General features: G+C 62.2%; 28 protein-coding genes. 14 read left to right on the top strand and 14 right to left on the bottom strand.

The genetic code is table 11. The features are described from left to right. The first annotated feature begins 91 nt into the window (after window positions 1–91). From arsB to AC1DD7_RS04560, 4 genes are read left to right on the top strand one after another with little or no spacing between them, the layout of a single operon-like run. A complete protein-coding gene (gene arsB / locus AC1DD7_RS04575; protein ID WP_477513995.1) occupies window positions 92–1,222 on the top strand; it encodes an ACR3 family arsenite efflux transporter in 1,131 nt (376 codons plus the stop codon). Continuing rightward, on the top strand, window positions 1,209–1,634 hold the full coding sequence (locus tag AC1DD7_RS04570) for an arsenate reductase ArsC (protein WP_477513994.1): 426 nt from the start codon (window positions 1,209–1,211) through the stop codon (window positions 1,632–1,634). The genes arsB and AC1DD7_RS04570 overlap by 14 nt, the downstream gene beginning before the upstream one ends. A gap of 40 nt (window positions 1,635–1,674) precedes the next feature. Then, window positions 1,675–2,652 (top strand): thioredoxin-disulfide reductase, encoded by a 978-nt coding sequence (trxB, locus tag AC1DD7_RS04565; RefSeq protein ID WP_477514084.1) that lies wholly within the window; start codon window positions 1,675–1,677, stop codon window positions 2,650–2,652. Window positions 2,653–2,697: 45 nt separating this feature from the next. After that, a complete protein-coding gene (locus AC1DD7_RS04560; protein ID WP_477514083.1) occupies window positions 2,698–4,071 on the top strand; it encodes an FAD-dependent oxidoreductase in 1,374 nt (457 codons plus the stop codon). A 3-nt stretch (window positions 4,072–4,074) separates the two neighbouring features. Here AC1DD7_RS04560 and AC1DD7_RS04555 read toward each other — a convergent pair whose 3' ends face one another. Together AC1DD7_RS04555 and AC1DD7_RS04550 are read right to left on the bottom strand one after the other, a co-directional pair. Next, window positions 4,075–4,932 (bottom strand): prephenate dehydratase, encoded by an 858-nt coding sequence (locus AC1DD7_RS04555; protein ID WP_477513993.1) that lies wholly within the window; start codon window positions 4,930–4,932, stop codon window positions 4,075–4,077. Between the two features lie 113 nt (window positions 4,933–5,045). Continuing rightward, window positions 5,046–6,458, bottom strand: a complete 1,413-nt coding sequence (locus tag AC1DD7_RS04550) for an aldehyde dehydrogenase family protein (RefSeq protein WP_477514082.1) — start codon at window positions 6,456–6,458, stop codon at window positions 5,046–5,048. Window positions 6,459–6,620: 162 nt separating this feature from the next. On the opposite strand from AC1DD7_RS04550, the gene AC1DD7_RS04545 reads away from it, so the two are divergent. Beyond that, a complete protein-coding gene (locus AC1DD7_RS04545; RefSeq protein ID WP_431116842.1) occupies window positions 6,621–7,262 on the top strand; it encodes a LysE family translocator in 642 nt (213 codons plus the stop codon). A 12-nt stretch (window positions 7,263–7,274) separates the two neighbouring features. On the opposite strand, the gene AC1DD7_RS04540 is transcribed toward AC1DD7_RS04545, so the two are convergent. Together AC1DD7_RS04540 and AC1DD7_RS04535 are read right to left on the bottom strand one after the other, a co-directional pair. Next, the gene (locus tag AC1DD7_RS04540) at window positions 7,275–7,865 is read right to left on the bottom strand and encodes a TetR/AcrR family transcriptional regulator (protein ID WP_477513992.1); all 591 of its coding nucleotides are present in this window, start codon (window positions 7,863–7,865) and stop codon (window positions 7,275–7,277) included. A 57-nt stretch (window positions 7,866–7,922) separates the two neighbouring features. After that, on the bottom strand, window positions 7,923–8,879 hold the full coding sequence (locus AC1DD7_RS04535) for a GlxA family transcriptional regulator (RefSeq protein WP_477513991.1): 957 nt from the start codon (window positions 8,877–8,879) through the stop codon (window positions 7,923–7,925). 134 nt (window positions 8,880–9,013) lie between these two features. On the opposite strand from AC1DD7_RS04535, the gene AC1DD7_RS04530 reads away from it, so the two are divergent. The 5 genes from AC1DD7_RS04530 (at window position 9,014) to AC1DD7_RS04510 (ending at window position 14,482) form a co-directional block, all read left to right on the top strand. Beyond that, complete coding sequence (locus AC1DD7_RS04530; protein WP_477513990.1) at window positions 9,014–9,646, top strand: isochorismatase family protein; 633 nt, start codon at window positions 9,014–9,016, stop codon at window positions 9,644–9,646. Window positions 9,647–9,753: 107 nt separating this feature from the next. Then, the gene (locus tag AC1DD7_RS04525) at window positions 9,754–11,742 is read left to right on the top strand and encodes a primary-amine oxidase (protein WP_477513989.1); all 1,989 of its coding nucleotides are present in this window, start codon (window positions 9,754–9,756) and stop codon (window positions 11,740–11,742) included. A gap of 13 nt (window positions 11,743–11,755) precedes the next feature. Beyond that, window positions 11,756–12,217 (top strand): hypothetical protein, encoded by a 462-nt coding sequence (locus AC1DD7_RS04520; RefSeq protein WP_477514081.1) that lies wholly within the window; start codon window positions 11,756–11,758, stop codon window positions 12,215–12,217. Between the two features lie 173 nt (window positions 12,218–12,390). Next, on the top strand, window positions 12,391–13,695 hold the full coding sequence (locus AC1DD7_RS04515; RefSeq protein WP_477513988.1) for an APC family permease: 1,305 nt from the start codon (window positions 12,391–12,393) through the stop codon (window positions 13,693–13,695). Next, window positions 13,670–14,482, top strand: coding sequence for a hypothetical protein (locus AC1DD7_RS04510; RefSeq protein WP_477513987.1), 813 nt, complete (start codon window positions 13,670–13,672; stop codon window positions 14,480–14,482). The genes AC1DD7_RS04515 and AC1DD7_RS04510 overlap by 26 nt, the downstream gene beginning before the upstream one ends. Before the next feature lie 7 nt (window positions 14,483–14,489). Here AC1DD7_RS04510 and AC1DD7_RS04505 read toward each other — a convergent pair whose 3' ends face one another. Together AC1DD7_RS04505 and AC1DD7_RS04500 are read right to left on the bottom strand one after the other, a co-directional pair. Next, complete coding sequence (locus AC1DD7_RS04505) at window positions 14,490–15,392, bottom strand: sigma-70 family RNA polymerase sigma factor (protein WP_477513986.1); 903 nt, start codon at window positions 15,390–15,392, stop codon at window positions 14,490–14,492. A 17-nt stretch (window positions 15,393–15,409) separates the two neighbouring features. Beyond that, window positions 15,410–15,868 (bottom strand): carboxymuconolactone decarboxylase family protein, encoded by a 459-nt coding sequence (locus AC1DD7_RS04500; RefSeq protein WP_477513985.1) that lies wholly within the window; start codon window positions 15,866–15,868, stop codon window positions 15,410–15,412. 186 nt (window positions 15,869–16,054) lie between these two features. On the opposite strand from AC1DD7_RS04500, the gene AC1DD7_RS04495 reads away from it, so the two are divergent. Beyond that, window positions 16,055–16,651 (top strand): RNA polymerase sigma factor, encoded by a 597-nt coding sequence (locus tag AC1DD7_RS04495; RefSeq protein WP_477513984.1) that lies wholly within the window; start codon window positions 16,055–16,057, stop codon window positions 16,649–16,651. Continuing rightward, window positions 16,617–17,669 carry a CU044_5270 family protein gene (locus tag AC1DD7_RS04490; protein WP_477513983.1) on the top strand — a complete coding sequence of 351 codons (1,053 nt, stop codon included), beginning with the start codon at window positions 16,617–16,619 and terminating at the stop codon, window positions 17,667–17,669. The genes AC1DD7_RS04495 and AC1DD7_RS04490 overlap by 35 nt, the downstream gene beginning before the upstream one ends. Window positions 17,670–18,239: 570 nt before the next feature. Here AC1DD7_RS04490 and AC1DD7_RS04485 read toward each other — a convergent pair. Further along, window positions 18,240–18,515 carry a hypothetical protein gene (locus AC1DD7_RS04485; protein WP_477513982.1) on the bottom strand — a complete coding sequence of 92 codons (276 nt, stop codon included), beginning with the start codon at window positions 18,513–18,515 and terminating at the stop codon, window positions 18,240–18,242. A gap of 436 nt (window positions 18,516–18,951) precedes the next feature. Between AC1DD7_RS04485 and AC1DD7_RS04480 the strand changes: the two genes are divergently transcribed. Beyond that, a complete protein-coding gene (locus AC1DD7_RS04480; protein WP_477513981.1) occupies window positions 18,952–19,098 on the top strand; it encodes a hypothetical protein in 147 nt (48 codons plus the stop codon). Window positions 19,099–19,116: 18 nt separating this feature from the next. Then, entirely contained in the window at window positions 19,117–19,758 is a 642-nt protein-coding gene (locus tag AC1DD7_RS04475; protein ID WP_477514080.1) for a trypsin-like serine protease, read from the top strand. 126 nt (window positions 19,759–19,884) lie between these two features. On the opposite strand, the gene AC1DD7_RS04470 is transcribed toward AC1DD7_RS04475, so the two are convergent. From AC1DD7_RS04470 to AC1DD7_RS04440, 7 genes are read right to left on the bottom strand one after another with little or no spacing between them, the layout of a single operon-like run. Further along, on the bottom strand, window positions 19,885–20,091 hold the full coding sequence (locus tag AC1DD7_RS04470) for a hypothetical protein (RefSeq protein ID WP_477513980.1): 207 nt from the start codon (window positions 20,089–20,091) through the stop codon (window positions 19,885–19,887). Window positions 20,092–20,149: 58 nt separating this feature from the next. Then, window positions 20,150–21,376 (bottom strand): pyridoxal phosphate-dependent aminotransferase, encoded by a 1,227-nt coding sequence (locus AC1DD7_RS04465; RefSeq protein WP_477514079.1) that lies wholly within the window; start codon window positions 21,374–21,376, stop codon window positions 20,150–20,152. A gap of 52 nt (window positions 21,377–21,428) precedes the next feature. Then, window positions 21,429–22,358 (bottom strand): PASTA domain-containing protein, encoded by a 930-nt coding sequence (locus AC1DD7_RS04460; RefSeq protein ID WP_477513979.1) that lies wholly within the window; start codon window positions 22,356–22,358, stop codon window positions 21,429–21,431. Between the two features lie 54 nt (window positions 22,359–22,412). After that, window positions 22,413–22,889, bottom strand: coding sequence for a hypothetical protein (locus AC1DD7_RS04455; protein ID WP_477513978.1), 477 nt, complete (start codon window positions 22,887–22,889; stop codon window positions 22,413–22,415). After that, a complete protein-coding gene (locus AC1DD7_RS04450) occupies window positions 22,882–23,439 on the bottom strand; it encodes a hypothetical protein (protein ID WP_477513977.1) in 558 nt (185 codons plus the stop codon). Before AC1DD7_RS04450 ends, AC1DD7_RS04455 begins: the two co-directional genes overlap by 8 nt. Then, entirely contained in the window at window positions 23,426–26,059 is a 2,634-nt protein-coding gene (locus AC1DD7_RS04445) for a baseplate J/gp47 family protein (protein ID WP_477513976.1), read from the bottom strand. The genes AC1DD7_RS04450 and AC1DD7_RS04445 overlap by 14 nt, the downstream gene beginning before the upstream one ends. Further along, window positions 26,056–26,490 carry a GPW/gp25 family protein gene (locus tag AC1DD7_RS04440; protein ID WP_477513975.1) on the bottom strand — a complete coding sequence of 145 codons (435 nt, stop codon included), beginning with the start codon at window positions 26,488–26,490 and terminating at the stop codon, window positions 26,056–26,058. The genes AC1DD7_RS04445 and AC1DD7_RS04440 overlap by 4 nt, the downstream gene beginning before the upstream one ends.

The raw sequence follows: 26,490 nt of genomic DNA, 5'->3' as shown, positions 1-26,490 counted from the left end.
ATTGACAATCATCGATATGGATGCTGATACTTATATCGAACTTCATCAATCTAATGCCTTGGCTGTTGCCGGGCAGAATTCCAGGAGCCTAGTGAGCACGTCGACGCAGACCGCAGCCCGTAAGCCTGAGGGCGGCGCCGCCGTCGTAGGACGGCTTTCGGCAGTGGACCGTTTGCTGCCGGTGTGGATCATCGCCGCCATGGCGCTCGGCCTGCTTTTGGGAGGTCTCGTCCCGGGCCTCAATTCGTGGTTGGAAGCGGTGAAAGTTGGCGAGGTGTCCTTGCCAATTGCCGTTGGGCTATTGGTCATGATGTATCCGGTTCTAGCGAAAGTGCGATACGACCAAGCAGGCAGCGTGCTGACGGATCGTCGGCTGATGGTTACTTCCTTGGTTATCAACTGGTTTTTGGCCCCAGCATTCATGTTCGCGTTGGCATGGATTTTCCTTCCTGACCTGCCCGAATACCGCACAGGACTCATCATCGTCGGCTTGGCCCGCTGTATCGCCATGGTGATGATCTGGAACGATCTCGCTTGCGGTGATCGCGAATCCGGCGCCGTGCTGGTATTCGTTAACTCGGTGTTCCAAGTGATCGCATTCGGAGGCCTTGGCTGGTTCTACCTCCAGTGGCTTCCGGCACTCCTGGGCCTGCCCACCACCAGCGCGAACTTCTCTTTCTTGGCGATCACGGCATCGGTAGTGGTCTTCCTGGGCATTCCACTGCTAGCTGGCTTCCTCACCCGGGGGCTGGGTGAACGGGCGAAGGGCCGCGACTGGTACGAGGGCCACATGCTTCCAAGGATCGGGCCCTGGGCGCTGTACGGGTTGTTGTTCACCATCACGCTGCTTTTCGCCATGCAGGGTGGAACCATCATGGCCCGGCCCCTGGATGTCCTCCGGATCGCGCTGCCACTGCTGGTCTACTTCCTCGTGGTGTTCGGGGCGGGAATCGCGATAGGCAAATGGCTGAACCTCGGTTACGCCAAAACCGTCACACTCGCCTTCACTGCCGCCGGCAATAACTTTGAATTGGCCATCGCAGTGGCCATTGGCACTTTCGGGGTCACGTCGGGTCAGGCACTTGCCGGCGTCGTTGGGCCCTTGATTGAAGTGCCCGTCCTTGTTGCACTTGTGTATGTAGCCCTCTGGGCGCGCAAGCGCTATTTCACCCCCGCGATGATCGCTGCCCCACCCTTGGAGGAGAAGCATGACCACCACTGAAACCAGCAAGAAGCCCTCCGTCCTGTTCGTCTGCGTCCACAATGCCGGCCGATCCCAGATGGCTGCCGCGTTCCTGACCACTCTTGCCAAGGGCGAGATCGAGGTCCGCTCCGCCGGTTCCCAGCCCGCCGACAAGGTCAACCCGGCCGCCGTCGAGGCCATGGCCGAGCTGGGCATCGACATGTCGGCCGAAATCCCCAAGGTACTCACCACCGAAGCCGTCAAGGAATCCGACGTCGTCATCACCATGGGCTGCGGCGACGAATGCCCGTACTTCCCTGGCAAGCGGTATGAAGACTGGGTCCTGGAAGACCCAGCTGGCCAGGGTGTTGACGCGGTCCGGCCTATTCGGGATGAAATAAAGACACGTATCGAGGGCCTGATCGACTCCCTCATCCCTGCCTCCAGGTAATCCGGCTTCCCCCATAGGAGAGATTCTCGTGAGTAATGACATCAGCGCCGAACAACTGATCATCATCGGCTCGGGTCCGGCTGGCTACACCGCGGCCATCTACGCCGCCCGGGCAGGGCTCAAACCGCTCGTCCTGGCCGGTTCGGTCACTGCGGGTGGCGCTTTGATGAATACCACCGAGGTCGAAAACTTCCCCGGCTTCCCCGCCGGTATCCAGGGTCCCGAGTTGATGGACGGACTCCAGGAGCAGGCCGAGAAGTTCGGCGCCCGCATCGTGTTCGACGACGTCACAGAAGTCGATCTGAAACATCACCTCAAGCGGGTGGTCACCGGCGCGGGGGAGACGCACGAAGCGCCCGCTGTCATCCTCGCTACTGGCTCGGCCTACAAAGAACTCGGACTGCCGGAGGAGAAAAAGCTCAGCGGGCACGGCGTATCCTGGTGCGCCACGTGCGACGGTTTCTTCTTCCGGGAGCAGGACATCATCGTGGTCGGCGGTGGAGACTCTGCCATGGAAGAAGCCACGTTCCTGACACGTTTCGGCAAGTCCGTCACTGTCGTGGTCCGGAAGGACGAACTTCGTGCTTCGCGCATCATGGCCCAGCGCGCCAAGGACAATCCCAAGATCAGCTTCGCCTGGAACTCCGCCGTCACCAAGATCCACGGCGACACCAAAGTCACCGGAGTGACTCTCACTGATACCCGCACTGGAGAAACCCGGGAACAGGCTGCCACAGGGATCTTCGTTGCCATCGGTCATTTGCCCCGCACCGAACTTGTCGCCGGGCAGGTAGACCTCGACGCCGAGGGTTACATCAAAGTCGATTCGCCCACCACCTGCACCAATCTCTCCGGGGTCTTCGCATGCGGGGATGCAGTGGATCACCGGTACCGCCAGGCGATCACCGCCGCCGGAACGGGGTGTGCTGCAGCGCTGGATGCTGAACGATTTCTGGCGGCACTTGAGGACGCAGACAGCATAGCTACGGCACTGGTGGAAGAACCCACCCACGCCTGAGGATCTTTAAGCGCCTGAGGATCTTCAACGATGAAAGAGGACACCATGGAGCCAGCGAAGAAGCTTCCCGTCGCGGTGATCGGTGCCGGCCCGGTCGGTTTGGCCGCAGCAGCGCACTTGCTCGAACGTGGCCTCGAGCCAGTCATCTTTGAAGCTGGACCTGCTGCAGGTGCCGCCATCGAACAATGGCGCCACATCCGGCTCTTCTCGCCTTGGCGGTTCAACATCGATGCCGCCGCCGTCCGCCTCTTGGAACAATCAGGCTGGGAATCTCCCCGCCCCACGGCACTGCCTTATGGCCGGGAACTCATCGACAACTACCTCACCCCGCTGGCAGCTATGCCCGTCATGGCGTCTCGGTTGCAGACTGGCGCCCGCGTTATCGCAGTTACCCGCGTAGGACTGGATAAGACCCACGTCCGTGACCGGGACACCACTCCTTTCCTGGTGAGGGTGGAGCACGCAGACGGCGAAACGCGCGATCACGTAGTGGCTGCCGTCATCGACGCCTCCGGAACGTGGTCAACCCGTAACCCACTGGGCACCTCAGGTCTGCCCGCCATTGGCGAAGACACGGCGGCGGACCGCATATCCTCGCCCCTTCCTGACGTCACGGGGCGGGACCGGACCAGCTTTGCCGGCCGTCGCGTCCTCGTCGTGGGCGCTGGACACTCGGCTGCGAACACCCTGATCAATGTGGCCGACCTCGCCAAGGACGAACCCAACACCCGGATCCTGTGGGCCGTGCGAAGCGGCTCCGCAGAGAAGGTGTACGGTGGCGGAGACGCCGATGGACTGCCCGCCCGGGGCCAGCTCGGCGCGAGGCTCCGCAGGCTCGTCCAAACCGGCAACATCCAACTGCACACACGTTTCGGCATAGTTGGCCTGAAAACGCTCGATTCCGGAGTGAGCGTTGAATCCGTTGACGGACGCACGCTGGATGTCGATGTCATCGTTCCCTGCACCGGCTTCCGCCCGGATCTGGAGATCCTGCGCGAACTCCGCCTCAACCTCGATCCTGCCGTTGAAGCACCCACTGAACTCGGCCCACTGATTGACCCCGAATTCCACTCCTGCGGCACTGTCCCTCCACACGGTGCCAGGGTGTTGGCACATCCGGAAAAAGACTTCTACATCGTAGGCATGAAGTCCTATGGCCGTGCCCCGACCTTCCTGCTGGCCACGGGCTATGAGCAGGTCCGTTCCGTCGCTGCTGCACTGGCTGGTGACCACCAAGCAGCGGACTTGGTGCATCTGGAATTGCCGGAAACCGGAGTCTGCTCCACGGACGCCGGAACCAGCTGCGATGTTCCGATCGAGGCCATCAACGAAGAAGCGGAGTCGGGCTGCTGTGCTTTGCCCGAACCAGCTTTCCTCGGCTTCCCGACTGGACTCGCGCACGGCCGCTCCGGGAATTAGCAGCTAGGCGTTGACGGTGTTCCGTTCGCGATAACCGTCGGCGGCGTAGACGCCCAGAATCCGCACTTCCGTGGTGAAGAATTCCAGCTCCTCCAGCGCCCGGCGGAGACGTGCGTCCCCAGGATGCCCTTCGACGTCGGAGATGAACATGGTGGCCGCGAACTCGTTGCCCACCATGTAGCTCTCAAGCCTGGTCATGTTCAGGCCGTTGGTCGCAAAACCGCCCAACGCTTTGTAGAGCGCTGAGGGGACGTTGCGCACACGGAACACGAAGCTCGTGATCGCGGGACCCGGGAGCTCCTCTTTGGTAGGGATTTCGCGTTCCCGCGCCAGAACCACAAAGCGAGTGGTGTTGGTGGGGTCATCCTCGACGCCGGAGGCCAGGACATCCAGACCGTACAAGCCTGCGGCCAATGGAGGAGCGAGGGAAAGCTTGCGGGGATCGTTCCAGTCGCGCACTTCCCTGGCTGATCCCGCCGTGTCTCCGGCGATAACTGGCTTGAGGCCTGCTTCACGGATGATCTTGCGGCACTGCCCCAAAGCATGGATATGGCTGTGAACCTCGGTTGCGCCTTCAATCGTGCTGCCTGGAATGCCCAAGAGGTCGAACCGGATTGGCAGGAAATACTCGCCCACGATTTGCAGCTTGGACTGCGGGAGCAGCACGTGAATGTCAGCCACGCGTCCGGCGATGGAGTTCTCAATCGGGATCATCGCCAGCTCGACTTCGCCCGTGGAAACCAGTTCAAACGCGTCCTCAAAGCTGGCACACGGCACGCTTTCGAGTTCGGGGAACATTTCCTTGCACGCGAGATCCGAATTGGCTCCCGGTTCACCTTGATACGCAATCTTCTGGGCCATGGTGCTCATGCTTTCACGCGGAGCACCCTCAAACCCAACTAGGGGACAGATAACGGCGCTATGACGGTTCAGAGCGACGTTATCTGTCCCCCAGTTGGGCCAGGGGCCGGAACCTAGCCGTTGATGATCTGCGGAACACCCAGCGCCTTGAGGCCTTCCGCGCCGAACTCCAAGCCATAGCCGGACTGCTTTGCACCGCCGAACGGGATGCGAGGGTCCACTGCGCCGTGCTTGTTGATCCACACGGTTCCGGCTTGGATGCGGGAGGCGACCTCGCGGGCGGCAGCCAAGTCCGAGGACCAGACTGAGGCGCCGAGTCCGACGTCGAGCGCGTTTGCTTTGGCGACTGCCTCGTCAACGGTGCTGTACCGGATGATCGGCAGGGCAGGGCCGAACTGTTCCTCGGCCACCAGCGGGTTGTCGTTGTCGATGTCGGCTACCAGCGTGGTGGGGTAGAAGTTGCCGGGCTGATCGGCGTCGGGGTTGCCACCGAGCAGGATGCGGGCGCCGGATGCGCGGGCAGCCTCCACCAGGCGGGCCACGATGTCGTACTGCTGACGGTTCTGCAGCGGGCCAAGGACGTTGTTCTCGTCCAGGCCATTGCCCATCGGCATCGCAGCAGCAACGGCGGCGAGTTCAGTGCACACTGCCTCGTACAGCGAGTCGTGGACGTAGAGGCGCTTCAGCGCGGCGCAGGTCTGGCCGGTGTTGATGAACGCACCCCAGAAAAGGCCCTCAGCGATGGCTTTGGGGTCGGCATCGGGGAGGACGATGCCGGCGTCGTTGCCGCCAAGTTCCAGCGTGAGGCGCTTGACCGTATCAGCCGACGAGCGGATGATCGCCTTGCCTGTGGCAGTGGAACCGGTGAACATGACCTTGCCGATTGCCTCGTGCGCTGCCAGGGCCTCGCCGACGTCGCGGCCACCGGACACCACGGACAGCAAACCCTCGGGCAGTTCCTGATTGATGATTGCGGCCAACGCCAGCACGGACAGCGGAGTGTATTCGGAGGGCTTGACCACCACCGCGTTGCCCATGCGCAGGGCCGGCGCGATCTGCCAGACGGTGATCATCATGGGCCAGTTCCAGGGGCCGATGGCACCCACGACGCCGATGGGCCGGTAGTGCAGTTCGGCGCGGGTTTCGCCGTCGTCCACCACGGTTTCAGGGTCCAGTGGCGTGGCGGCAGTTGCCCGGAGCCATGCTGCGCAAGCGCCGACTTCGAAGCGGGCGTTCGGGCCATTGAGCGGCTTGCCCTGCTCGCGGGAGAGCAATTGGGCGAGCTCTTCAGCAGAGCGTTCGACGGCGTCGGCGGCCTTCATGAGTGCAGCGGACCGCGCGTCGTGGCCCAAGGCAGCCCAGGCCGGCTGTGCAGCTGCGGCAGCTGCAACAGCGGCGTCAAGATCTTCAACGGTGTGGACGGGGGCTTCACCGACAGCCTCACCCGTTGCAGGGTCAAGAATCGTGCGGCTGTTCTGGCCAGGGGCCGGGGTGATCGAGGCCAGCAGGGCGTCGTAAGTCTCCATTGGTACTCCGCTCGGGTAGTAAGTCTTGGCGGCCGTTGAGGCACGCGGCGATGATTCCAGTGTGGTTGGCGTCACGCGGAGTCGCCTTGTCTATGCACGAACAGCCCTTGACGGGAAGCGAACGCTTTCCCTCGGCCCCTTTCGTACCGGATAATTCGGCGGGTGACTCTTGCATCCCTCGCCGCCTTCGCCGGTCTCTGCCTGGTCCTCTCCGTGACCCCGGGCCCGGATACGTTCCTGGTCCTGCGCATTGCCCTGAACCGGCCAAGCGCCGGGATCGCTGCGGCGGCTGGATCGGCAGGTGCCGCGATTGTGTGGGCTGCCTTGGTGGGTATTGGATTGGCCGCGCTGTTGGAACAATCGGCCGAACTCTTCCGGTGGCTGAAGATCGCGGGCGGCTTGTACTTGCTGTACCTCGGCGTTTCTTCGTTCATCAAGTCCCGGAAAGCAGCCAAGGCCGGAGTCGCCGGAGCAGGCTCGGAGACACCTCTCCCGTACAGCCGGCTTGCGGCGCTGGGCGCAGGAGCGCTCTCCACCCTGCTCAACCCGAAGGTAGGCCTGTTCTACCTGGCCGTGGTCCCACAGTTCATCCCGCATGGCGGCGACACTATGGGCACATCACTCATCCTGGGCATCGTGGTTGCCGTCATTGCCTTTGCCTACCTCTCGATGATCGCAGTAGTGGCGTTCAGGGCGATGCGGTGGCTCAAGCGCCCCAAGGTGAGTACCGCCGTCGAGCGTGTCAGCAGCGGGGTTATCGCCGGACTGGGCGTCGGCGTGGTGGCGTCCGGCGCCAGCAGTTAGCCCGCCCAGCAGTTAGGCAGCCAGCAACCTCAGATAGTTGTCCAGTTGCCCTTCAAGATCCTGGGCAAAGTGCTCTGCGGGGGACAGTGCTGCCACGATCTGGGCGCCCAGCATCATGTTGAGCAGATGATCGGCGACGGCGGCGTCGCCAACGGGGGCGGCAATCTCGCCGGCCGCGCGGGCTGCCGCCGCATGTGCGGTGATGGTGTTGTGCCACTGGTTCATGGACTCGCTGTGCAGGGCTGCCATCTCGGCGTCGTTGAGTGCCTTCTGCCAGAACGGGATCACGATGCGGGCTTCGTTGACCCGTTCCTCGTCCAGCGGCAGGACTTCGGCGCAGAAGGCGCGCAGGGCGGCGATGCCGGCCAAGCCCGAGGTCACGGCGGCGATGCGCTGGTTGGTGCGGTTGAAAACGTGCCCGAAAGCTGACGTCAGCAGCAGATCCTTCGTGGGAAAGTAGGGCTTGAGGGCGCCATTGGCAAAGCCGGCTTCCTCGGCAATTTCGCGCATAGTGGCGCCTTCAATGCCCAGCCTTGCAATGATCCGCCAGGTTGCGTCCACCAGTTCGAGGCGTCGTTGATCGTGGTCCACAATCTTTGGCACTTTACGGGGCTCCCGGAGAAATATATGGCAGACAGGTCTTGGGTCTCATCTTACGTTTCAGGCGGGCGCTGACTGAGCGTCAAAGGTGCGCCTGTATTCCGTGGGTGTGATGGCAAACGCGCTTGCGAAGTTCTGCCGGAGCGTCACGGGGCTGCCAAATCCGCAGTCAGCAGCAATCTGATCTACCGACAAGTCTGTGGTTTCCAGTAGTCGCCGGGCAGCATCGAGTCGTCGTGTGCGTATCCATGCCGAAGGTGTCGTCCCTGTTGAGGCACGGAAAATGCGGACGAATGTTCGGCGACTCATGTGGGCCTGGGCCGCGAGGCGATCGATGCTGAGGTCCTCGCCCAGCCGGCCCAAGGCCCACTCCAGCAGGCGCGCCATCGGATCATCCGAGGAGCGTGGTGGAAGGGGGTGCTCAATGTACTGCGCCTGTCCGCCCTCACGGTGTGGGGCGATGACCAGGCTGCGTGCGATGCGGTTCGCTGCCTCCGCTCCCAGACGGGCTCGAACCAGGTGCAGGCAAGCATCCAGTCCGGATGCTGTCCCCGCGGAAGTCAGCACGTCTCCGTGATCGATGTAGAGCACTCTTTGATCGAGGAATACATCGGGGTGCCGGTTGGCCAGGGCGTCGAAGGCCTGCCAATGTGTGACGGCAGAACGTCCGCTCAGGAGGCCGGCATCGGCGACGGGGATAGTGCCAAGGCAAAGCCCCAGGATAGTTACGCCGCGCCCGTGAGCCTGTTGAAGGATCTTGCGTAGAGTCTCGCTGGTTTCGCGTCCGTCCGCGAACCACGACGGCACCACCACAACGTCTGCCTGCTCTGCGGCATCCGGGCCATGGATTTCCCCTAATTGATAACCCTCGGTGGTTCGAATATGGCCCGCCTCGTCCGAGAAGAGCACCGTGTTCCATTCAGCCAGGCCTTGCCGTGTGACCTCGTCGAAAACCATCTGCGGAACCGCCAGATGAAACATCGTGACGTCATCGAACGCGTAGACAGCGATCCGCACGCAGCCCTCCTCTATGTTTTTGGCCTGATTCCATCGTAGATGGGCATTTGTGCCACTGGTGGTTACTGGCTGGGACGCCAATGATGGAAGAGCCGCCAATTGGCGAGCAACCAGCCGCTATTTGGGAGAAAAGTATGAGCACACCCCGCCGCGCCCTTGTCCTTGTCGATGTCCAGCAGCAGTACTTCAGCGGACCCCTTGAGATCCAATACCCGAAGCATCAGGAATCACTTCCGATGATCGTGAAGGCCATCGATGCAGCGGCCGCCGCAGGGATCCCCATCGCGGCGATACAGCACAGCGAAGGAGAAAGCGCGCCGGTCTTCGCCCCCGGAACGCCGGAATTTGATCTCCACCCCGATGTCGAAGCGCGCAGGACAGCTTCATGGAAAGAGGTCATCAAGCAGTACGGCTCTGTTTACGCTGGCACGGACCTCGCTGGCTGGCTGGGGGAGCACGACGTCGATACCGTCACCTTGGTGGGTTACATGACGAACAACTGCATCCTTGCCTCGGCCGTTGAAGCGGAGTTCCTTGGCTTCACCACTGAAGTCCTCTCAGATGCCACTGGCGCCATCAACCTCGTCAACGATGCAGGGGCGGCGGACGCTAGGACCGTGCACACCACGCTTATGGCGCTGTTGAACTCCAACTGGGCCGCTGTTGCCTCCACGGATGAATGGGCAGAGGCACTTCAAGCCGGGCGGGCACTGGAAATGAGTGATCTGGTCTCGTCGGCAACGGCGGGGAGTGCTGCAGTTTCTTAGAAACAATATGTGGACCAGGCCTTGTGACTGAGCTAACACGTCAGTTATTCTCTACACCTATAGAAAATAAATCCTGACCCATCACAGGTCCCGGACAAGAGGCAGCCATGACGCCCACAGCAACCCAGACAGCAACTGACGCAGCCGTTGAGGAAACCCAGTATCGACTGGCCACAGGCGCTGAAATCTCCGAGGTGCAGCGCCTCCTTCAGGCTGCCGGACATCTTGGCCACGAGCAGCGGATCGCCTACCTGGGCCTTGTGGATCCGTCCCGCGGGCAAGCACAAGAAGACCGCCGCTTCCGTGTGTTCATCCACGACATCTCCGGCGGGGCTCCTACCGACGTCCTGGTGTCCGTGACCCACGGCCAGATCCTGTCCGCAACAGAACTGGACACCAAAGTCTCCGGGGAACTTCCCGTGCTGGAGGAAGAGTTCGAGGTTGTTGAGACGCTGCTTGCCGCGGATGAACGGTGGCTCGCCGCCCTGGCAGCGCGGGACCTGGAGGTGGCCAAGGTACGGGTCGCTCCGCTGTCCGCAGGCGTGTTTGAGTACGACGACGAGAGGGGCCGCCGCATCCTCCGTGGTCTGGCATTCGTGCAGGATTTCCCGGAGGACAGCGCTTGGGCGCACCCTGTGGATGGGCTGGTGGCGTATGTGGATGTGGTCAACAAGGAAGTCACCCAGGTCATTGATCTCGGTGTCATGCCGATTCCGGAAGAGCACGGAAACTACACCGATCCCCAACTCACAGGCCCGCTCCGGACCACCCAAAAGCCCATCAGCATTACCCAACCCGAAGGCCCGAGCTTCACCGTTACCGGCGGCAATCATGTGGAGTGGGAAAAGTGGAGCGTGGACGTCGGCTTCGATGTGCGCGAAGGAGTTGTCCTCCATAACCTTTCCTTCAAGGACGGAGACCGCCTTAGGCCCATCATCAATCGGGCGTCCATCGCCGAGATGGTGGTGCCCTACGGCGATCCCTCGCCCATTAGGTCCTGGCAGAACTACTTCGACACCGGCGAATACCTCGTGGGCCAGTACGCCAACTCCCTGGAACTTGGTTGCGACTGCTTGGGTGACATCACCTACCTCAGCCCTGTCATCAGCGACGCCTTCGGCAACCCCCGGGAAATCCGCAATGGCATCTGCATGCACGAGGAAGACTGGGGCATCCTCTCCAAGCACTCGGACCTCTGGACCGGGATCAACTACACCCGCCGCAACCGTCGCATGGTGATCTCCTTCTTCACCACCATCGGCAACTACGACTACGGCTTCTACTGGTACCTCTACCTCGACGGAACCATCGAGTTCGAAGCCAAGGCCACCGGCATCGTGTTCACCAGCGCCTTCCCCGAGGGCGGCTCGGACAACATCTCGCAGTTGGCTCCAGGACTCGGCGCGCCGTTCCACCAGCACCTCTTCAGCGCGCGCCTGGACATGGCCGTTGACGGATTCACCAACCGGGTGGAGGAAGAGGACGTTGTCCGTCAAGCCATGGGTGCGGGGAATGAGCGCGGCAACGCGTTCTCCCGCAAACGCACAGTCCTGACAAAAGAGTCTGATGGCGTCCGTGAGGCCGATGCACGCGCTGGCAGGACGTGGATCATCTCCAACCCCGAGTCCCGAAACCGTTTGGGCGAGCCGGTTGGCTACAAGCTCCACGCCGAAAACCAGCCCACGCTGCTGGCCGATCCAGGTTCCTCCATAGCAAAGCGCGCCGCATTCGCCACAAAGGACCTCTGGGTTACGCGATACTCCGACGAGGAACGGTACCCCACTGGTGACTTCGTGAACCAGCACTCCGGCGGAGCTGGCTTGCCCGCCTACGTGGCCCAGGACCGGGACATCGACGGCCAGGACATCGTTCTTTGGCACACCTTCGGCCTCACACACTTCCCCCGCGTGGAGGACTGGCCCATCATGCCCGTGGACACGGTTGGCTTCAAGCTGCGCCCCGAAGGCTTCTTCGATCGCAGCCCTGTGCTGGATGTGCCCGCCAACTCATCAGGCTCGAGCTGCCACAGCTCTGCCACCGCCGCTGCGGATCAACACGGCGATGTGTCCGGCTCAGATCATGGGCATTGCCACTAAGCGGTACCTGGAAATGACCACGATGACGGGACGGGTCCGGTCAACCGGGCCCGTCCTCCATCCCCGGATCTGCGCAGTCCTCACGGCTGTTTCGTGCCTGGTCCACCTTTGGGTCGCGGCCTGGGGACACCACGGCGCGTGGCTCGGCGTCCTCATGATTGCGGTGGCGGCGATCTGCGTCCCGTGCACCTTTCACATCTGGCGCCACAGCCGCGTCAGGGCTCTTCACCAAGTGACGGTTTCCGCTGTGGCAATGATTGCCCTTCATTCCGTCCTGCTGCTGGGAGCGGGAGGTGCCGGACACGCGCATGGTGGGGGGCGGGCGTCGAGCGTTGCAGATACCACCGGCGCTGTTTTTTCATCCGGCCCTGTCGGACTCCTGCTGGTGATCGGACTGGAAATCACGACGGCGCTACTCGCCGCTACCTTGGTGGCCCGGCTGCGGCGTCGGGTACAAGTGGCCGCTGCTTCCTGACACTCTTTGGCGTCCGCCAGGGTGTTAATCAGCCCTTTTGGGCTGCACAGCGCCCGCCCAAAGTCCAAAGAAGGTCAGGAAGCACGAGCCCAACAGGAATTCGGCAGGATATTGCCCCGAGCAGGCAGTTTTCCCGCTTGTTGCATCTGTTCCGAACACTGTTCAGTAGAAGGGTGAGTAGAGCTGTCAGTAATTCGGGTAATGCAGGCCTTGGCTTGTTCAGGGCGACCGGCATTTATGTAGGTGCCATTTTGGGCTCGGGTGTGCTGGTTCTGCCGGCCATCGCCGCCCAAGTTGCTGGACCGGCGTCGTTATTAGCGTGGGCGTTGCTGTTGGTCTTCTGCACCCCCGTGGCGTTCAGTTTTGCTGAAATGTCGAGGCAACAGCCCGACGCCGGCGGGATCGCCACGTTCGTGACCCGCGCTTTCGGGCAGCGAGCCTCAGTTGTGGCCGGCTATCTCTTCTACTTCGCCATCCCGTTCGGGGCGCCCGCCACCGCAGTGATCGGCGGGGAGTACATCGCGCATGCCATGGGCGGTGGGCGGGAAACGGCCCTGATCGCAGCGGGGCTGATCCTGGCGGCAGGTTTCCTGAGCAACGCGGTGGGGATCCGCGTCTCGAGCAAACTCCAACTCCTCCTCATGGTCCTACTCGTGGCGTTGCTTGCGCTCGCCGTAGCCGTTGCGGCGCCCTACGCCAAGGCAGAAAACTTCGTTCCCTTGGCCCCGAACGGCTACTGGGCAGTGGGCGGTGCAGCGAGCCTGCTCTTCTTCTGTTTCGCCGGTTGGGAGGCAGTGACGCATCTGGCTGGCGAGTTCCGCCACCCCGAACGCGACCTCAAGCGGGCAACTTGGCTGACGCTCGTGGTTGTGGGTGTTGTCTACATCGGCTTGGTGGCGGCGTGCGTCGCCGTCCTCGGTCCCGGACTCGCGGGCAGCAGCGTCCCGGTGGCCGAACTGCTCGCGAAAGGACTGGGCCCGGCGGCCGCTCCGGTGACGGCTGTGGCGGCAGCAGTGTTGACGTTTGGGCCACTGAATACGTTCGTGGCCGGGGCCAGCAAGCTGGGTGCCAGGTTGGCGTCCGACGGCGTGCTGCCGCGGCCTTTGGCGCGTGGCGTGGGCGCCGGGGAGGTACCTTCCGTGAGCCTGGCGGCACTCGCTGTCATGACGTCGCTTTCCTTTGCCCTCGCAGCTCTGGGTTTCCTCAGCATGGAATTCCAGATCGGCGCCGCCTCGGCCTGCTTCACGGCTGTGACCGCCTTTGGATTGGCGGCGGGCGTACTCCTGTTGCACCGCGGAACCGCGGCCTGGTACGGCGTGATCGTGGCCGCCGTCGTGATGCTCGTGGTCTTGCTCTTCAGCGGCTGGGCGCTGCTGGTCCCGGCCGTTCTGGGTGCTGCGGCATTGTTGGTGGGGCGCTTGTATTTGAAACCCCCGGTGCCACAATTGAGCCATGGCCGCAGCGTGGTCAATTCGTGAGGGGTTCCGCAGCGGGCCTGACCCGGGTGCCCTGCGCCGTCCCTTCTTCATTGCGGCCGTCGTTGTCTTTGCCCTGGTAGTCCTGGCCGAGGTGGGTATGTCGCTCCTGCTGGGGCAGACCGCCGTCGACCCCGTCTCCGCAAGCGATGCCAACAACCTGGGCGTACCGCTGGATGTCTTCCTCAAGACCCAGCGGGCCGATGCCGAACCGCCAGGCGCGGGCATTGGATTCCTCGCATTCCTGGATGGCTTGCTGCTGTTCACGGTGGTGATGCTGGGGCTTAGCCTGATCATCGACCTGCGAACCTATGGCCGGATCCAGGGCCTCACGACGTTCATCGTGACGTTGCTGTGGGTTATCGCGGCGTTCCTCACCGCAATGTTGGCCTTGGCGAAGTTGTTCCTGATGATCGGGTTGTTCGTGGCCACCCCGTTTGGAACCATTGCGTACCTGACGCTGTGGGGGAGCTTTCCGAAAGGGCAGGCAGCGGCAATCCTGGGTTTGCTGCTGGTGCTGAAAATCGTGTTCGCGGTGTTGCTGATTCTCAGCCAGCCGAAGTTCCTCAAAGTCACGGTGCTGGTGGTGCTGCTGGTGGTGTCCGTGCTGCTTCAGATGATCCTGGGGCTGATCCACGGCTTCCTGCCCGGACCGCTGGTGTCCATTGGAGATCAGTTCTGGGCGTTGATCACTGTGGTGGTTGCCCTCGTGTGGGCGCTGATCATGCTGATTTCGTCCATTCCGGCGATCATCAACGCCCTGCGCGTGAGTGGTTCGGCGGGAGACTGAGTCAGCCCTACGGTTCGCCCAGCGAAAGCCGGGTCAGCTTGTCCGGATTGGCAAGCTGGCGCAGCTCCCGGACGCTCCCGTCGAGGCCGCCGTCGATCAACAAGACATCGCAGCGGCCCTGATGCCATAGCAATACAGCAGCTTCGCCGTTGACCTCGATGATCCGGGAACGGACCGGCTGTGCGGGATCGAAGGCGGCTGCTTTGCCGAGGATGCCCGCGAAGAACCGCCCGATCCGCTCCGCCCCGAACACGGGATTCATGGCGCTCTTGACCTTGCCACCGCCGTCGGCCCACAGCACTGCGTCCCGATCGAGCATCGCAACTACCGTGTCAATGTCGCCGTGCTCGATGGCGCGTACCAGCTTCTCCAAGGCCGCGCGATCCTTGGTCCTGGGAGCGGGAGCGTCGGGGTCGATGTCCAAGCGGCGCTCGGCCCTGGAAATCATTTGGCGTACGGCAGTGGGGGTCTTTTCCAGGATGTCCGCGATTTCCGGCGCGGACATCCCAAAAGCGCGGTGGAGCACCAGGGCGGCCCTCGCCTCCGGAGCCAGTTGCTCAGCCAGGTGAAGCAAGGTTAAGGACAGGAGCTCGCGGTTGGCCACGGTTTCCTCCGGAAGCCTGGAGGTGTCTACCGGCTCCGGCAACCAAGGCCCGGTGTAGTCCTCACGCACAGCGGCGAGTTGGCGCACCCGGTCAACCGAGCGCCGCACGCACACTGTGGTTAGCCACGCGGGCCAGGATTCCACGCTGTGGCCATCGGCCTTGCGTTCCTGCCGGACGGCATCGATGGCAACCTCGGAGACGACGTCCTCGGCATGGCCGAAATCTCCCAACATCCGGTAGGCGATTCCCAGCAAACGATTCCGTTCGCTCTGCCACGCGGCCGTGGCCGATACCGCAAGACTCATGCCCTCCACGCTACCCCTCAGACGATCGGGTTCTTCTCATCCACCGGCGGCTCCATCTGCGTGCTCACGGCAATCCTGTTCCACACGTTGATCGTGGAGATGGCCAGGACCAAGCCTCCCATTTGGCTGTCGTCGAAATGGGTGGCGGCCGCATTCCAGATCTCGTCAGTAACGGTGTCCGGCCCCAGCAGGGTTATGGCGTCAGTCAAGGCCAGCACGGCCTGCTCGCGGGCGTCGAAGAACACCTTCGAATGCTGCCACGCTGCCACGGCATGCAGCTTGCGGGCGGGAATCCCGCGCTTCCGGCCGTCCGTGGCATGCATGTCCACGCAGAAACCGCAGCCGTTCAAGATGGAGGCGCGGAGCTTGATGATTTCGTACAAGTCGGGATCAACCGACTTCCGGGCGTAACCTTCCAGCCCGATGACAGCGGCGTAGCCGAGCTTGTTGCTGTGGCCGATATTGATGCGGGTCATGCTGTTTCCCCTTCTGTGGTGGTGCCTTACATCAGGGATGTCGTAAGGGGGGACGGAAGTGTGACAGCTTGAGCAAGGCCGCGGTCCCGGACGAGATCAGCAGGGGCGGATAGTCTGACGTCGAGGTCCAGGGGAGGAAGAAGGCCGCTGCGTGAACTCTTTTGCGGCCAGCGGTCAATACATAGTGTGAGCACAGACAGCGACATCATCAGGCGGTCCCGGGACAGCCCCGCAGTTTTCGGGGAGCTGTACGATCGGCATGCCTCAGCCATTTACAGGTATGCGGCCAGAAGGGCCGGGGAATTCGCCGCGGACGACGTCACCTCGGAAACCTTCCTGGTCGCTTGGGAGCATCTGGAAACCTACGACACGGGCCGGGACGATGCCCGGCCATGGTTGTTCGGAATCGCTACTAATTTGCTTCGACAGCATCACCGAGCTGAAGCAAAAGTTCTCAAGACGGCCGCCAGGTCCGCCACGCGCGAAGCAGCGGCCGACGATTCAGACCGGATCGCCGCAGAGGTCGACGCCAAGGTCGCCATCGGTCGAATTGCCCAGTCCCTCCGGAACATGGAAGCCATAGACAGGGAAACGCTGCTGCTCTACGCATGGGCCGATCTGACCTACGAAGGCATAGCCCAGGCCATGAGCGTGCCGGTGGGGACGGTTCGTTCCCGCTTGAACCGTGCTCGCCAAATACTTCGAACCCAGTTCAGCCTCGAAAGACTTACCGAAATGGAGAACCACCATGGACGAACTGCAGCTGCTCCGCGAGATGCGTAGCGACGTCGGCTCCGCACCGCCTGTCACATTGGCCCGCGGCAGGGAGAAAGTCATGGCCAAAGTGCAAGCGTCCGGCACCTCAACACCTCAGCGGAAAACCACCGTTACGCCCATCCGGTTCCGGCGACGTGCTCTTTTCGCTTCTGCCGCTGCCGCCCTGTTGGTCGGCGGTATCGTCATTGCCGATGTCGTCAGATCCGGCGGTCCGGGAACCACAGCTGAGGCGGCCGAGGTGCTGAACAACGCTGCTGCTGCAGCTATTCAAACGTCCGACCCTGTGGTGGGACCCGGACAGTATCTGAAAATCGCAACGGAGTCGGTCTTTGGATCGGGCGGGCAGGCTGCCGATGTAAGTGACGTGAGATGGGAGGAGACCACAAACAGTCAGATGTACGTGCCAGCCGACAGAGCAGACGTTTGGGTCTGGAACTTGGAACCTCGCATGATTTTGGACTCGTCGAGCAAGGAAGCCAAGCCTCTGCCAGACGAGGTCCGTAAAGCCCAGGAAGCCGAGTCGGATGGGCAACCTGAGTTCGTCGGGATTCTGCGTTCCCCTGGAGGTGTCTTCTATGGGAATGAGCCGACCGTCATCGTTGGTACGCCGTTAAGGGAGGCCGCGAGTCTGCCCAGGGATCCACGGGCTCTGCTGGACTTGATCTACGAACGCACCAAGGGCGCCGGGAAGTCTCCCGACAATGAGGCTTTCACGGCAATCGCGAATGGTCTGCGGACAGGAATCGTTCCGGCTGACCTGCGCGCTGCGCTCTACAAGGCAGCTGCTCTGATTCCCGGCGTTACAGTGGCTGACAGGCACGCAGTAATCGATGGCCGCACAGGCATCGCCATTGGCATCGCATCATCAGACGGAGTGACGGGATCGAACATCGTCATCGATCCCGCCTCGGGTGTGGTCATCGGGGGACAGTCCGTGCTGATCAAGGATTATCCCGGATATCCCGCAGGGACCGTCACGACGTGGACGTCACTGAGGACCTCGGTGGTGGACTCGGCGCCTTAAGCCTTCGCGCCGCGAGACTTGCCGCAAATCACGGTGGGGCGGTGGTCGTTGGAGGATGACCGCGCCCCGTGGAGGGAATGAGCTGAACAGTCCCTCCACCTGATGTGTGAATACCTGCCTCGTGATGATGTGCCTATTGATGCTCAACCCCTTTTAATCTGGCATTCATTTTGGATTCAGAAATTTTAGGGGAAGTGTGGCCGAAGCTGTGTCGAAATAGTAATCAACCGCAAATTATTCTCGTTATTCACACCCCATGAAATCTCTTGTCCGATTCGAGAGCAACGAGACACCTAAGGTCGCGCGACGCGTTCCACAGAACATCATTAGAGGAAGAATCGTCTGCTTCGATTAACCAGCCATTTCTCGACCCGCGCGAGGCAGTATTAATCAGTTTCCTATTCGCTCTCGCCTCCTAGGCGAGTTCGCCGGCAGAAACAGCGTGCCACCGCTTTCCACCCCTGTATTTGCGTTGGTGGCGTTCCAGTCCGAGCATGTTGCTTTAGATGCGGGCATGCTCGTTCTGCCCCTGGAAAACGGTCGTCGGCGGGGTAGCGTCTACGAAGATCGCTACTCTGCAACCATCCAGAGACTGCCCTTGGCGCAGCTACTTTCCGTCCAGCTGTCCGAGACAGCATCAACGAGGCCGCCGCCGACTTTCAAGGACGTTCCGGACCGGGCTACGACGTTCTTGTTGGCGTCAACGACTTCGAAGCTCTTCGAATCGCCCCGGACTGTGTAGCCCTGAGGCCATACGAGACTGAACATTGAGGCATCGCCAGCCGCCTTCGCCCGAACGCAGCCTTCGCCATCAACTGACAGTTCCCCTGAGAACGCCGCGTCCATAACCACTTGCTGACGTGCAGCGGCCGTGACGAGACGCAGGGGTGGCGGTGTCGAGGATGTTGCGGGTGCGGCGCACGCCCCGACTATAGCCGCCAAAGACAATACCGATCCAACCGTTGCTAGTCTGTTCCATCTTGCCTTCATATCCGGAATATACCGGGAAATCTCGGATAGAACCATAGGAAAACTCTGTAGTGCTCCTAATATGATTTGTTCCAAAATGTTGTAACTGACCTATCAAATACTTCCAGCCACAAGCTTGGGAGCAGCGATCATGATTTGCCCTAGGAGTGTGTTCAATGCCACATTTCTATACGACTGCAAATTGATTCGCTCCAGATCGCAAATGGGCGCGGCGACCATGAATTGTCTGTTTGTGGGCTAGGCTCTGCCGTAGTCGGCCTTGCCGACGTGCAAAATTCAATATGGAGGCAATATGAGGAATTTATTCAAGGGCGGGATCTCCGGGATCGCGGCCCTGATTGCGGCACTTTTCATCGTGGTGATCGGCGTGCAGCCGGCTCACGCAGGGTGGTACAACTATCTGGTTGGTCACCCTATGTACAAAGGCACTTCGCCTTAGTGTACCGGCAGCTATGTCATTAACGGCACGAGCGGAACTTTCATCCTGACGGCTGGCCATTGCTTTTCTGTGGGGGAACGGGTATCCGGCACGGGCGCCGGCTTCGGCACGTTGGCGTACCGAAAGGCTGGCGGCACTGATGGTGACTCCGCGCTCGTTCGACCGGATGCGGGCGTCGACGTCTACCAGACCATTGTTGACCCAAAGACGGGGAGTACTCCTGGCAGCGGACAGGTAACGGGGAAGATGCCCAGCGGTGATCAGACTCTCGGCACTGCGGTCGGCAAGATGGGCAATACAACGGGCTGGACTGAAGGAACGATCCAATACCGCTTTGTCGACTGGAATGGAGTTTACGTCTACTGCGCAAACTATGCCCGAGCCGGTGGCGATTCCGGCGGTCCTGTTTGGCGACAAGACAGTCAAGGTCTGCGAGCTGTTGGCATGCACGTGGGGGCCATTGACCACAACGGTTCCATTCTCGGTTGCTACATCCCCATAGACACTCTTTTGACTCAGTGGGGAGCGAGCATGAACTTCTGGCCGGCGTACGCCGCTCGTGGCACAGTTTCAGAGGAAGAATTGATGCCTCCAAGCCCGAGCAAAGAACTCCCACCCCTGCTCACAGCCGCCGACGGTGTGAAACTCATCGAGGACTAGTGACAGTCCCCGGAAGCGGAAGCTGGGCAAACGTGTTTGCTCGCCAGTTCAACTAAGTACGGGATGTCCTCCTGGTTGCTCAGAGAATCAACGCGGCAGCTAGGAGGACATCCATTTACTGTGCTCTCAATTCGTCATGGCGAAGACTTGATGGATGAGAGCTTTCCAGAGGGGCAGGCAGCGGCAATCCTTGGTTTGCTGCCGGTCCTGAAAATCGTGTTCGCGGTGTTGCTGATTCTCAGCCAGCCCAAGTTCCTCAAAGTCACGGAGCTCACGGGCGGTGTAGCCCGTGGCTTCCTGACCCTCTTTGCTGGCCAGAGGGCGAAAATCCAACCCATGTGGGTTACAAAGAGTGGCCCGGCGGGCCAAAGAAGGTCAGCAAGCCACGTGGTTAGTCCACCGGGCGGTTCCTGTACGCGGCGAGGAAGTGTTCGATCCTGCGCACGGCTTCCTCGATGTCCTCCACGGTCGGCAGGATCACGAAGCGGAAGTGGTCCGGCGTGGGCCAGTTGAAGGCCGTTCCGTGCGAGACGAGGATCTTCTGCTCCTGCAGGAGTTGGAGGACGAACTTCTCGTCGCTCTCGATGGGGTAGATCTCAGGGTCCAACCGAGGGAACAGGTACATGGCGCCAGCCGCGGGAACGCACGAAACGCCTGGGATTGCCGTCAACAATTTCAACGCCAGATCCCGTTGCTCACGCAGGCGCCCGCCGGGACGAATCAGTGCCTCGATGCTTTGGTACCCGCCCAGGCAGGTCTGGATGGCATGCTGGGCGGGAACGTTGGAACACAACCGCAACGAGGCCAGCAGTTCCAAGGATTCCCGATAGGCAGCCGTTGCGGTCAATGGTCCAGTCACGGCAACCCAGCCTGCACGGTAGCCGGGCATGCGGTAGGCCTTGGAAAGTCCACTGAACGTCAACACCGGGATGTCGTCTGCCACCGCGGCGGTATGAATGTGCGGTGCATCGACGTAGCGGATCTTCTCGTAGATCTCATCGGAAAACAGAACGAGATCGTGCTTCCGCGCCAACGCCGCGAATTGCTCAAGGATGTGCCGGGGGTAGACGGCACCCGTGGGATTGTTCGGGTTGATGATCACGATGCCCCGTGTGCGCGGGGTGATCTTCGCTTCGACGTCGGCCATGTCCGGCCACCAATTCTCATCCTCGTCACAGAGGTAGTGCACGGCTTTGCCACCTGTGAGTGTCACGGCCGCGGTCCAGAGCGGGTAGTCCGGAGCCGGGATCAGGATCTCGTCACCGTTTTCCATGAACGCCTGCAGGGTCATGGAAATGAGTTCGCTGACGCCGTTGCCGATGAAGACATCCTCGACGCCGATCGTCATCAGTCCGCGCGTCTGGTAGTACTGCGAGATCGCGGTCCGGGCGGAGAAGATGCCTTTGGAGTCGCTGTAGCCCTGGGCCCCGCGGATGTGGTGGATCATGTCCACCACCACTGACTCCGGCGCTTCCAGCCCGAACGGTGCCGTGTCCCCGAGGTTCATCTTGAGGATGCGGTGTCCCTCGGCTTCCATGGCCTTGGCAGCCTGGAGGATGGGACCACGGAGTTCGTAGCGGACATTCTGGAGTTTGCTGGAGTGCTGCATGGGACGCATGGTTGATCTTTTCATGGCAGCTGCCCAGGCAGGCAAACGTGTCCGGAAATAATCACGGGTTGAGCCGCACCTCGCAGAGTTGGGGGTTGCTCAGGCAGATGTTCACCGGATCAAGGATGATGCTGGACCTCAACTCAGTCCGCACCAAAACGAGTGCGTTGACGTTAACTTTGGTGCCGACGTCGGGATTGACGCCCACCACTACGCACCTCATCAGGGAGAGGGGAGGGGAGCTTTGGCAAGCGGAACCCTGGGTGAAGTCCAATTGCAGTTGTGCGGCCTGGAAGGCGTTGCGGGCCGTTTCAATCCGTGATCCCAGGACACTGGGCACGGTGGCCTTCACGGGCACCGCGATTTCCAGGTTGACCGTGCTGCCGCGCCCTGCTTTCTCGCCGCCGGCGGGACTCTGGTTGACTACCGTTCCTTCAGGCGAGGCGCTTTCGATTTCCGTTGTGGCCGCTTTGAAACCGGCGTCCGTCACGATCTTGACCGCTTCAGCCTGCGGTTTGGATTTCACGTCCGGAACGTTGGCGTCCTTGAACATGAAGTACAGGATCACGCCGATAACCGCCAGCAGCACCACGCCCCCGATGATCACCCACAACCACGGGAATCCGGGCTTGGGCTTCGGCTTCTCGGCCGCCGGAACAGTCAGCGTGACCACATGCGCCTGGTCCGCGTAGTCCTCGGGTGCGTCGTCGGCGGAGTATGCGATCAACTTCACCGGGTAGCTGCCCGCGGAAGCCCCGTCGGTGTCGAAATTGACCACGTACTGTTCGGTGGCCCCGGCACCGATGGTCCGCAACGGGTTGGGGATGGTGGTGTAAGTCTTCGACGGCGGATTGGTCACCTGCCCGGGGAACGCGCCGAGCACTACGCGTTCCGAAGTGGTGGAGCCGTTGGTAACGGACGCTGTCAGCGATCCCTTCCCCTCTTTAAGGACCACGTCCGGGGAGCTCAACGTCATGGTGATGGCAGTCATGGCACAACAACTCCTGGGATCGCGGTTTGTAGTTTCGGCGCACAGCAGCACATTTCAGCCTCCGGCTTCCTGGATCAGCAACACACAGGTCCCCAGGCCGGGACAGACGATTGCCAGCTGTCCGCCCGAGGTCCCGAAGGTCAGGTCCACGGTTTTCCCCGGGCCTGAATTCTGCTCAGCCCGCGTGCCCTGCACCAACAGGGAGACGGTGACCGCTTGCTGCGGTGCAAGCCTTGCCCGCTTGGTGGGAGGTCCGAAATAGAACAAGCCCCCGCCGAATTCCTTCACATCGAACACGCACGCACCCGTCACCACCAGCTGGGTATCCGATGCCGAACACGAACCGCCCCGGGCAGACAGGTCTGCTGAAGTGAGTTTCGCGCCCGCTGCTGCGCCGGAGAATCCGCCCTGCCAGTCCCGTGCCGCACCGTTGTTCCCGCCGCCGCAACTGACGCCGAACACCAGCACTAACAGCGCGATCACTCCACAGGCAATCACCACAAGAATCGGCGTGCGGTTCTCCTTATTCATCTGCCCGCACCTCAAGCTCATCCGTCACGTGCGCGGGCTTCATGCCTTTGACGACCCGCCGGATCAACTCCAGCTGCCCACCCGCTTCCGCAGGAACCAGCACCTTGATATGGAAGGCGCCGGGCACGGATTCGACATCGAACCCGGGCACCCCCGTGGCCAGGTGCAGGAAGCGGGTGAGCCCGTCCACAGTGCCGCGGCGTGCAGAGAGCTGCGCCGCGGCCGCGATGAGGTCCCGTTGCCGCGATATGGGAATGGCGCCGGTCGCGGGAATGTTGCCGGATCCAGCGCCGCCCTCGGGCCCGGGAAGCGTCAACCAATCCAGATCTACCCAGCGCGAGAGAAAAGGAATCAACGACGACGGCGCGCGGCCGGGATCGGGAACGGTATGGATGCGGTCCAAGACCTGCCTGACGGGCCCATGCATGTCCTCGGCCACAGCAAGAAGGGCCTGCAGGGGTGAGCTGGTATCGGCGGCCACCTGGAACACTTCCGGCAGGACTTTCAGCAGCTTGGACTCCTGGGGCCCCATGGACTCAGCCATTGCCATGGACCACCTCGATCCTGTGGTCGCCCGAGCAGAACAGCCAGGTGTCGGGCAGCGTCACAACATCGTCCACCACGCGCCGGGTGCAGCTTTCCCAGTGAACGACGTTGTCCGTGCTGCGATAGACGCCTTTGGGGCCGGCAGCCAGGACCAGGGGCTTGCCGTCAAGGATGGCGCCGGACACCGAACGGACAGGCTCGAACCGGGTGCGGTCCCTCAGCGGCAGATTGCAGTTAACGTCCGGCACGCTCCACTGCGCCGACGCCTGGCCCAGCTGCAGCCGTAACACCCCGCCGCTCTGGGTAGCGGCGTAGGCAGCGTCACCCATCACGTGGACACCCCAGCAACTGCCCCCGGTCCAGCCAGTGCTGAACTGCTCCCACGAATTCATGAAGGTTTCATCAAAATCCGTGCGGCCCAACTCGTCGATCTTCAGGCGCAGGCATCCCGTCCCGGTCCCTTCCGGCACTGCGCGGCCGAGCCACACATAGCTTGCACCGCCGTCGTACTGGATGGTCATGCAGCGGATATCCTCGCCGGAGGCCTTGACCTGCTTGAAGCTGTCGGCGGTACCGGCGTCGGAGGAGAGCCAGACGCCAGCCGAGGCCTCGGCGGCCACCACAACACCTGTCCGCCCACGGACGTCCACCAAAGCGTCCACGGCGTAAAAACCACGATCCGGCTGGGACGTATCCACCACGTTCTGTACGGGAATGGCACCTTGGCTCATCGGAAGTTCGTAAAGGCCGCGCTCGCCTGCCAGCAACAGCAACGGCTCACCCTGGCGGTCCACCCAACACAGATCGGCGACGACGAACCCCAGTTCGGCTGCTTTGCGCCAGGATTCGCCGAGGTCCTCGCTGATATAGATGCGGGAACCCGTACCGGTCACCGTGCTCACGGCCACCATGCCCGGGTGCCGCTCCGGACCCACACGGCCGGGTGCGGGGGAACGGAACGGAGCAATGGCGCGGACGGTTTCTTCCGTCTGGTCGCCGGCGGAGGCATCTCCAAAATCCGCACAGGCTTCCCAGCCGTCGGCGGCGTTGGTGGTGCGGAACAGGGTGCCGCCTTGGGCCACGAACCACGTTTTGTCCTGGCCTTCAGCCTGGACCAAGGACACGGCATCACTGTCCGGAACTTTGTCCACTTCCAGCCTGACCCGGTCCACATACTGAACTCCAGGCTCGGCCTCCTCCATGGCGCGATACAGATTGGAGACACGCAGTGGCTTCCCAAACCCGGATCCGTAACTGGACGAATCCGGGCTCAGCGGACTGATCCCTTCAGACAGGCGGCCCACGATCCTGGACTTCACGGCCTCGGCATCCTCATCGGGACGAACAACGATCCGCGCATCCACCAGCACCTGTTTGTAGAGGCCCCAGCGCACTACAGGCTCGGCGCCAACCGTGGACCGCCTGCGGAGATATTGTTCCACTTCAATCCGCACTTCGTCGCGTGCGTGTGACGTAAGGTCCGCTGCCCGTAATGGTTTGGCCGCGCCTGCCCTGCCGCCAGGAACGAACGGCACCAGCACAATTTCCACTTCCCCCGGCCGCGCAAACGCCCACAGATCCTTGCGGGTGAAAGCCCGCGCACGGCCCACACCGCCGTGCCGACGCGCCAGGACCTCGTAGTCCCGGACAGTAACTGCGCGGTCGCGGGATTGAAAATCCTGGGGTGCGCGCTTCAGGGCGTTCTCCAAGGACTCACCATCGCGGCCGCCCGTTGCCGGCTCTGGATTAGTGACCTTGGCTCCCGGAACAGGGGAACGCAGCACCGTGAGCTGACCCGCGCCGACGTTACCGCCCGAACCACCACCGCTGCGGTACCAGGCGCGAACTTCGGCACCTGCGCCCGGCACTAACGGCCCTTGTCCGGCCTCCGTCCGCTTGCTGGACTCTTCGTCCCACCATGCGAACATCGCGACGCCGGCACTTCGGTCGATCCGCACCGGCAACTCACCCGGCCTTGCGTCGGCGAACGCCTCCACTTCCTTGCAGTACCGGAAGGGCTCTCCGTCTACCAGCACTGCCTCGCCACTGCTCAGCCGCGTCCCTGCCGGAACTTCGACGGCGACCGCCAGCCCTGCGCCCGAGACGATCGGCGCGTTGGGGATCACGAAGCTCTGGCCTGGTCTTCCGGTCCCGATACCAATCGGTACGGCGTCGTACATGGTGACATCGGCTGCGGGGACCAGGACGCTGCTCATGCCGGGAGCCAAAGTGGCTGCCGCCGTCGTCGTAAATACTGGCTGGGGTGAACCGGGAACGCCCGGTGGGCAGCTGACCTGGGTGCCACGGGGGATACGGATCTCCTGGTCTGCGGTGGCGCCTGTGGCGGATGTGCGGCTGAATTCCAGCATCGTTTCGGCGGTGGTCGGCGGGTACAGCGACGTGCCCAGAAGGTTCAGGTAGACGGCGTAGAGCTTGTCCGGCACGCGGTTGAGCCGGTACATGAGCGTGTCCGTGAGGTAGGCGAAGGCCTCCACGATGGTGATGCCGGGATCGTGGACCGAGAGGTCCGTCCACTCAGGCGCGATTTGTTGGATGCGTTCGCGGGCGCCGGCCACGAGGTCCGCGAAGCTGCGATCGTCCAGATTGGGCACGGGGATACTCATACTGCACCTCCGGACTCCACGGGCAGGGCGATGGCGATCTCATCCTCAAGCTGGGTGGTGCGGACACGGTATTTCAGCCGGACCTCAAGAACTTCGGGATCCTCCGGCGAACGTGACGCATCCAGGGAAAGCACTGTGATTCGCCGCTCCCACTGCTCCACCGCGCGGGCCACATAGTGGATGGCCAGTCCGGCGGTGGTGTCGTCCGCCGGAGCGAATGCCAAACGGAACAAATGGCAGCCGTACGTCGGGCGGTTGACGCGCTCGCCGGGCCTCGTGCTCAGCAGGAGCAGGAGGGCCTGACGGATGGAGGCCGCGTCCGTAACAGTCGCCAACCTGCCTGACGGGGTGATGCGCAGACCGGGGACGCCGGCAGCTGCGTCGAAATCCGGATGGATGAAAGCAATCGATGTGTAGCGTGGGGCGCTCAT

Source organism: Paenarthrobacter sp. 10L412, from assembly GCF_056395565.1.
This window is presented reverse-complemented; position numbering and strand designations above follow the sequence as displayed.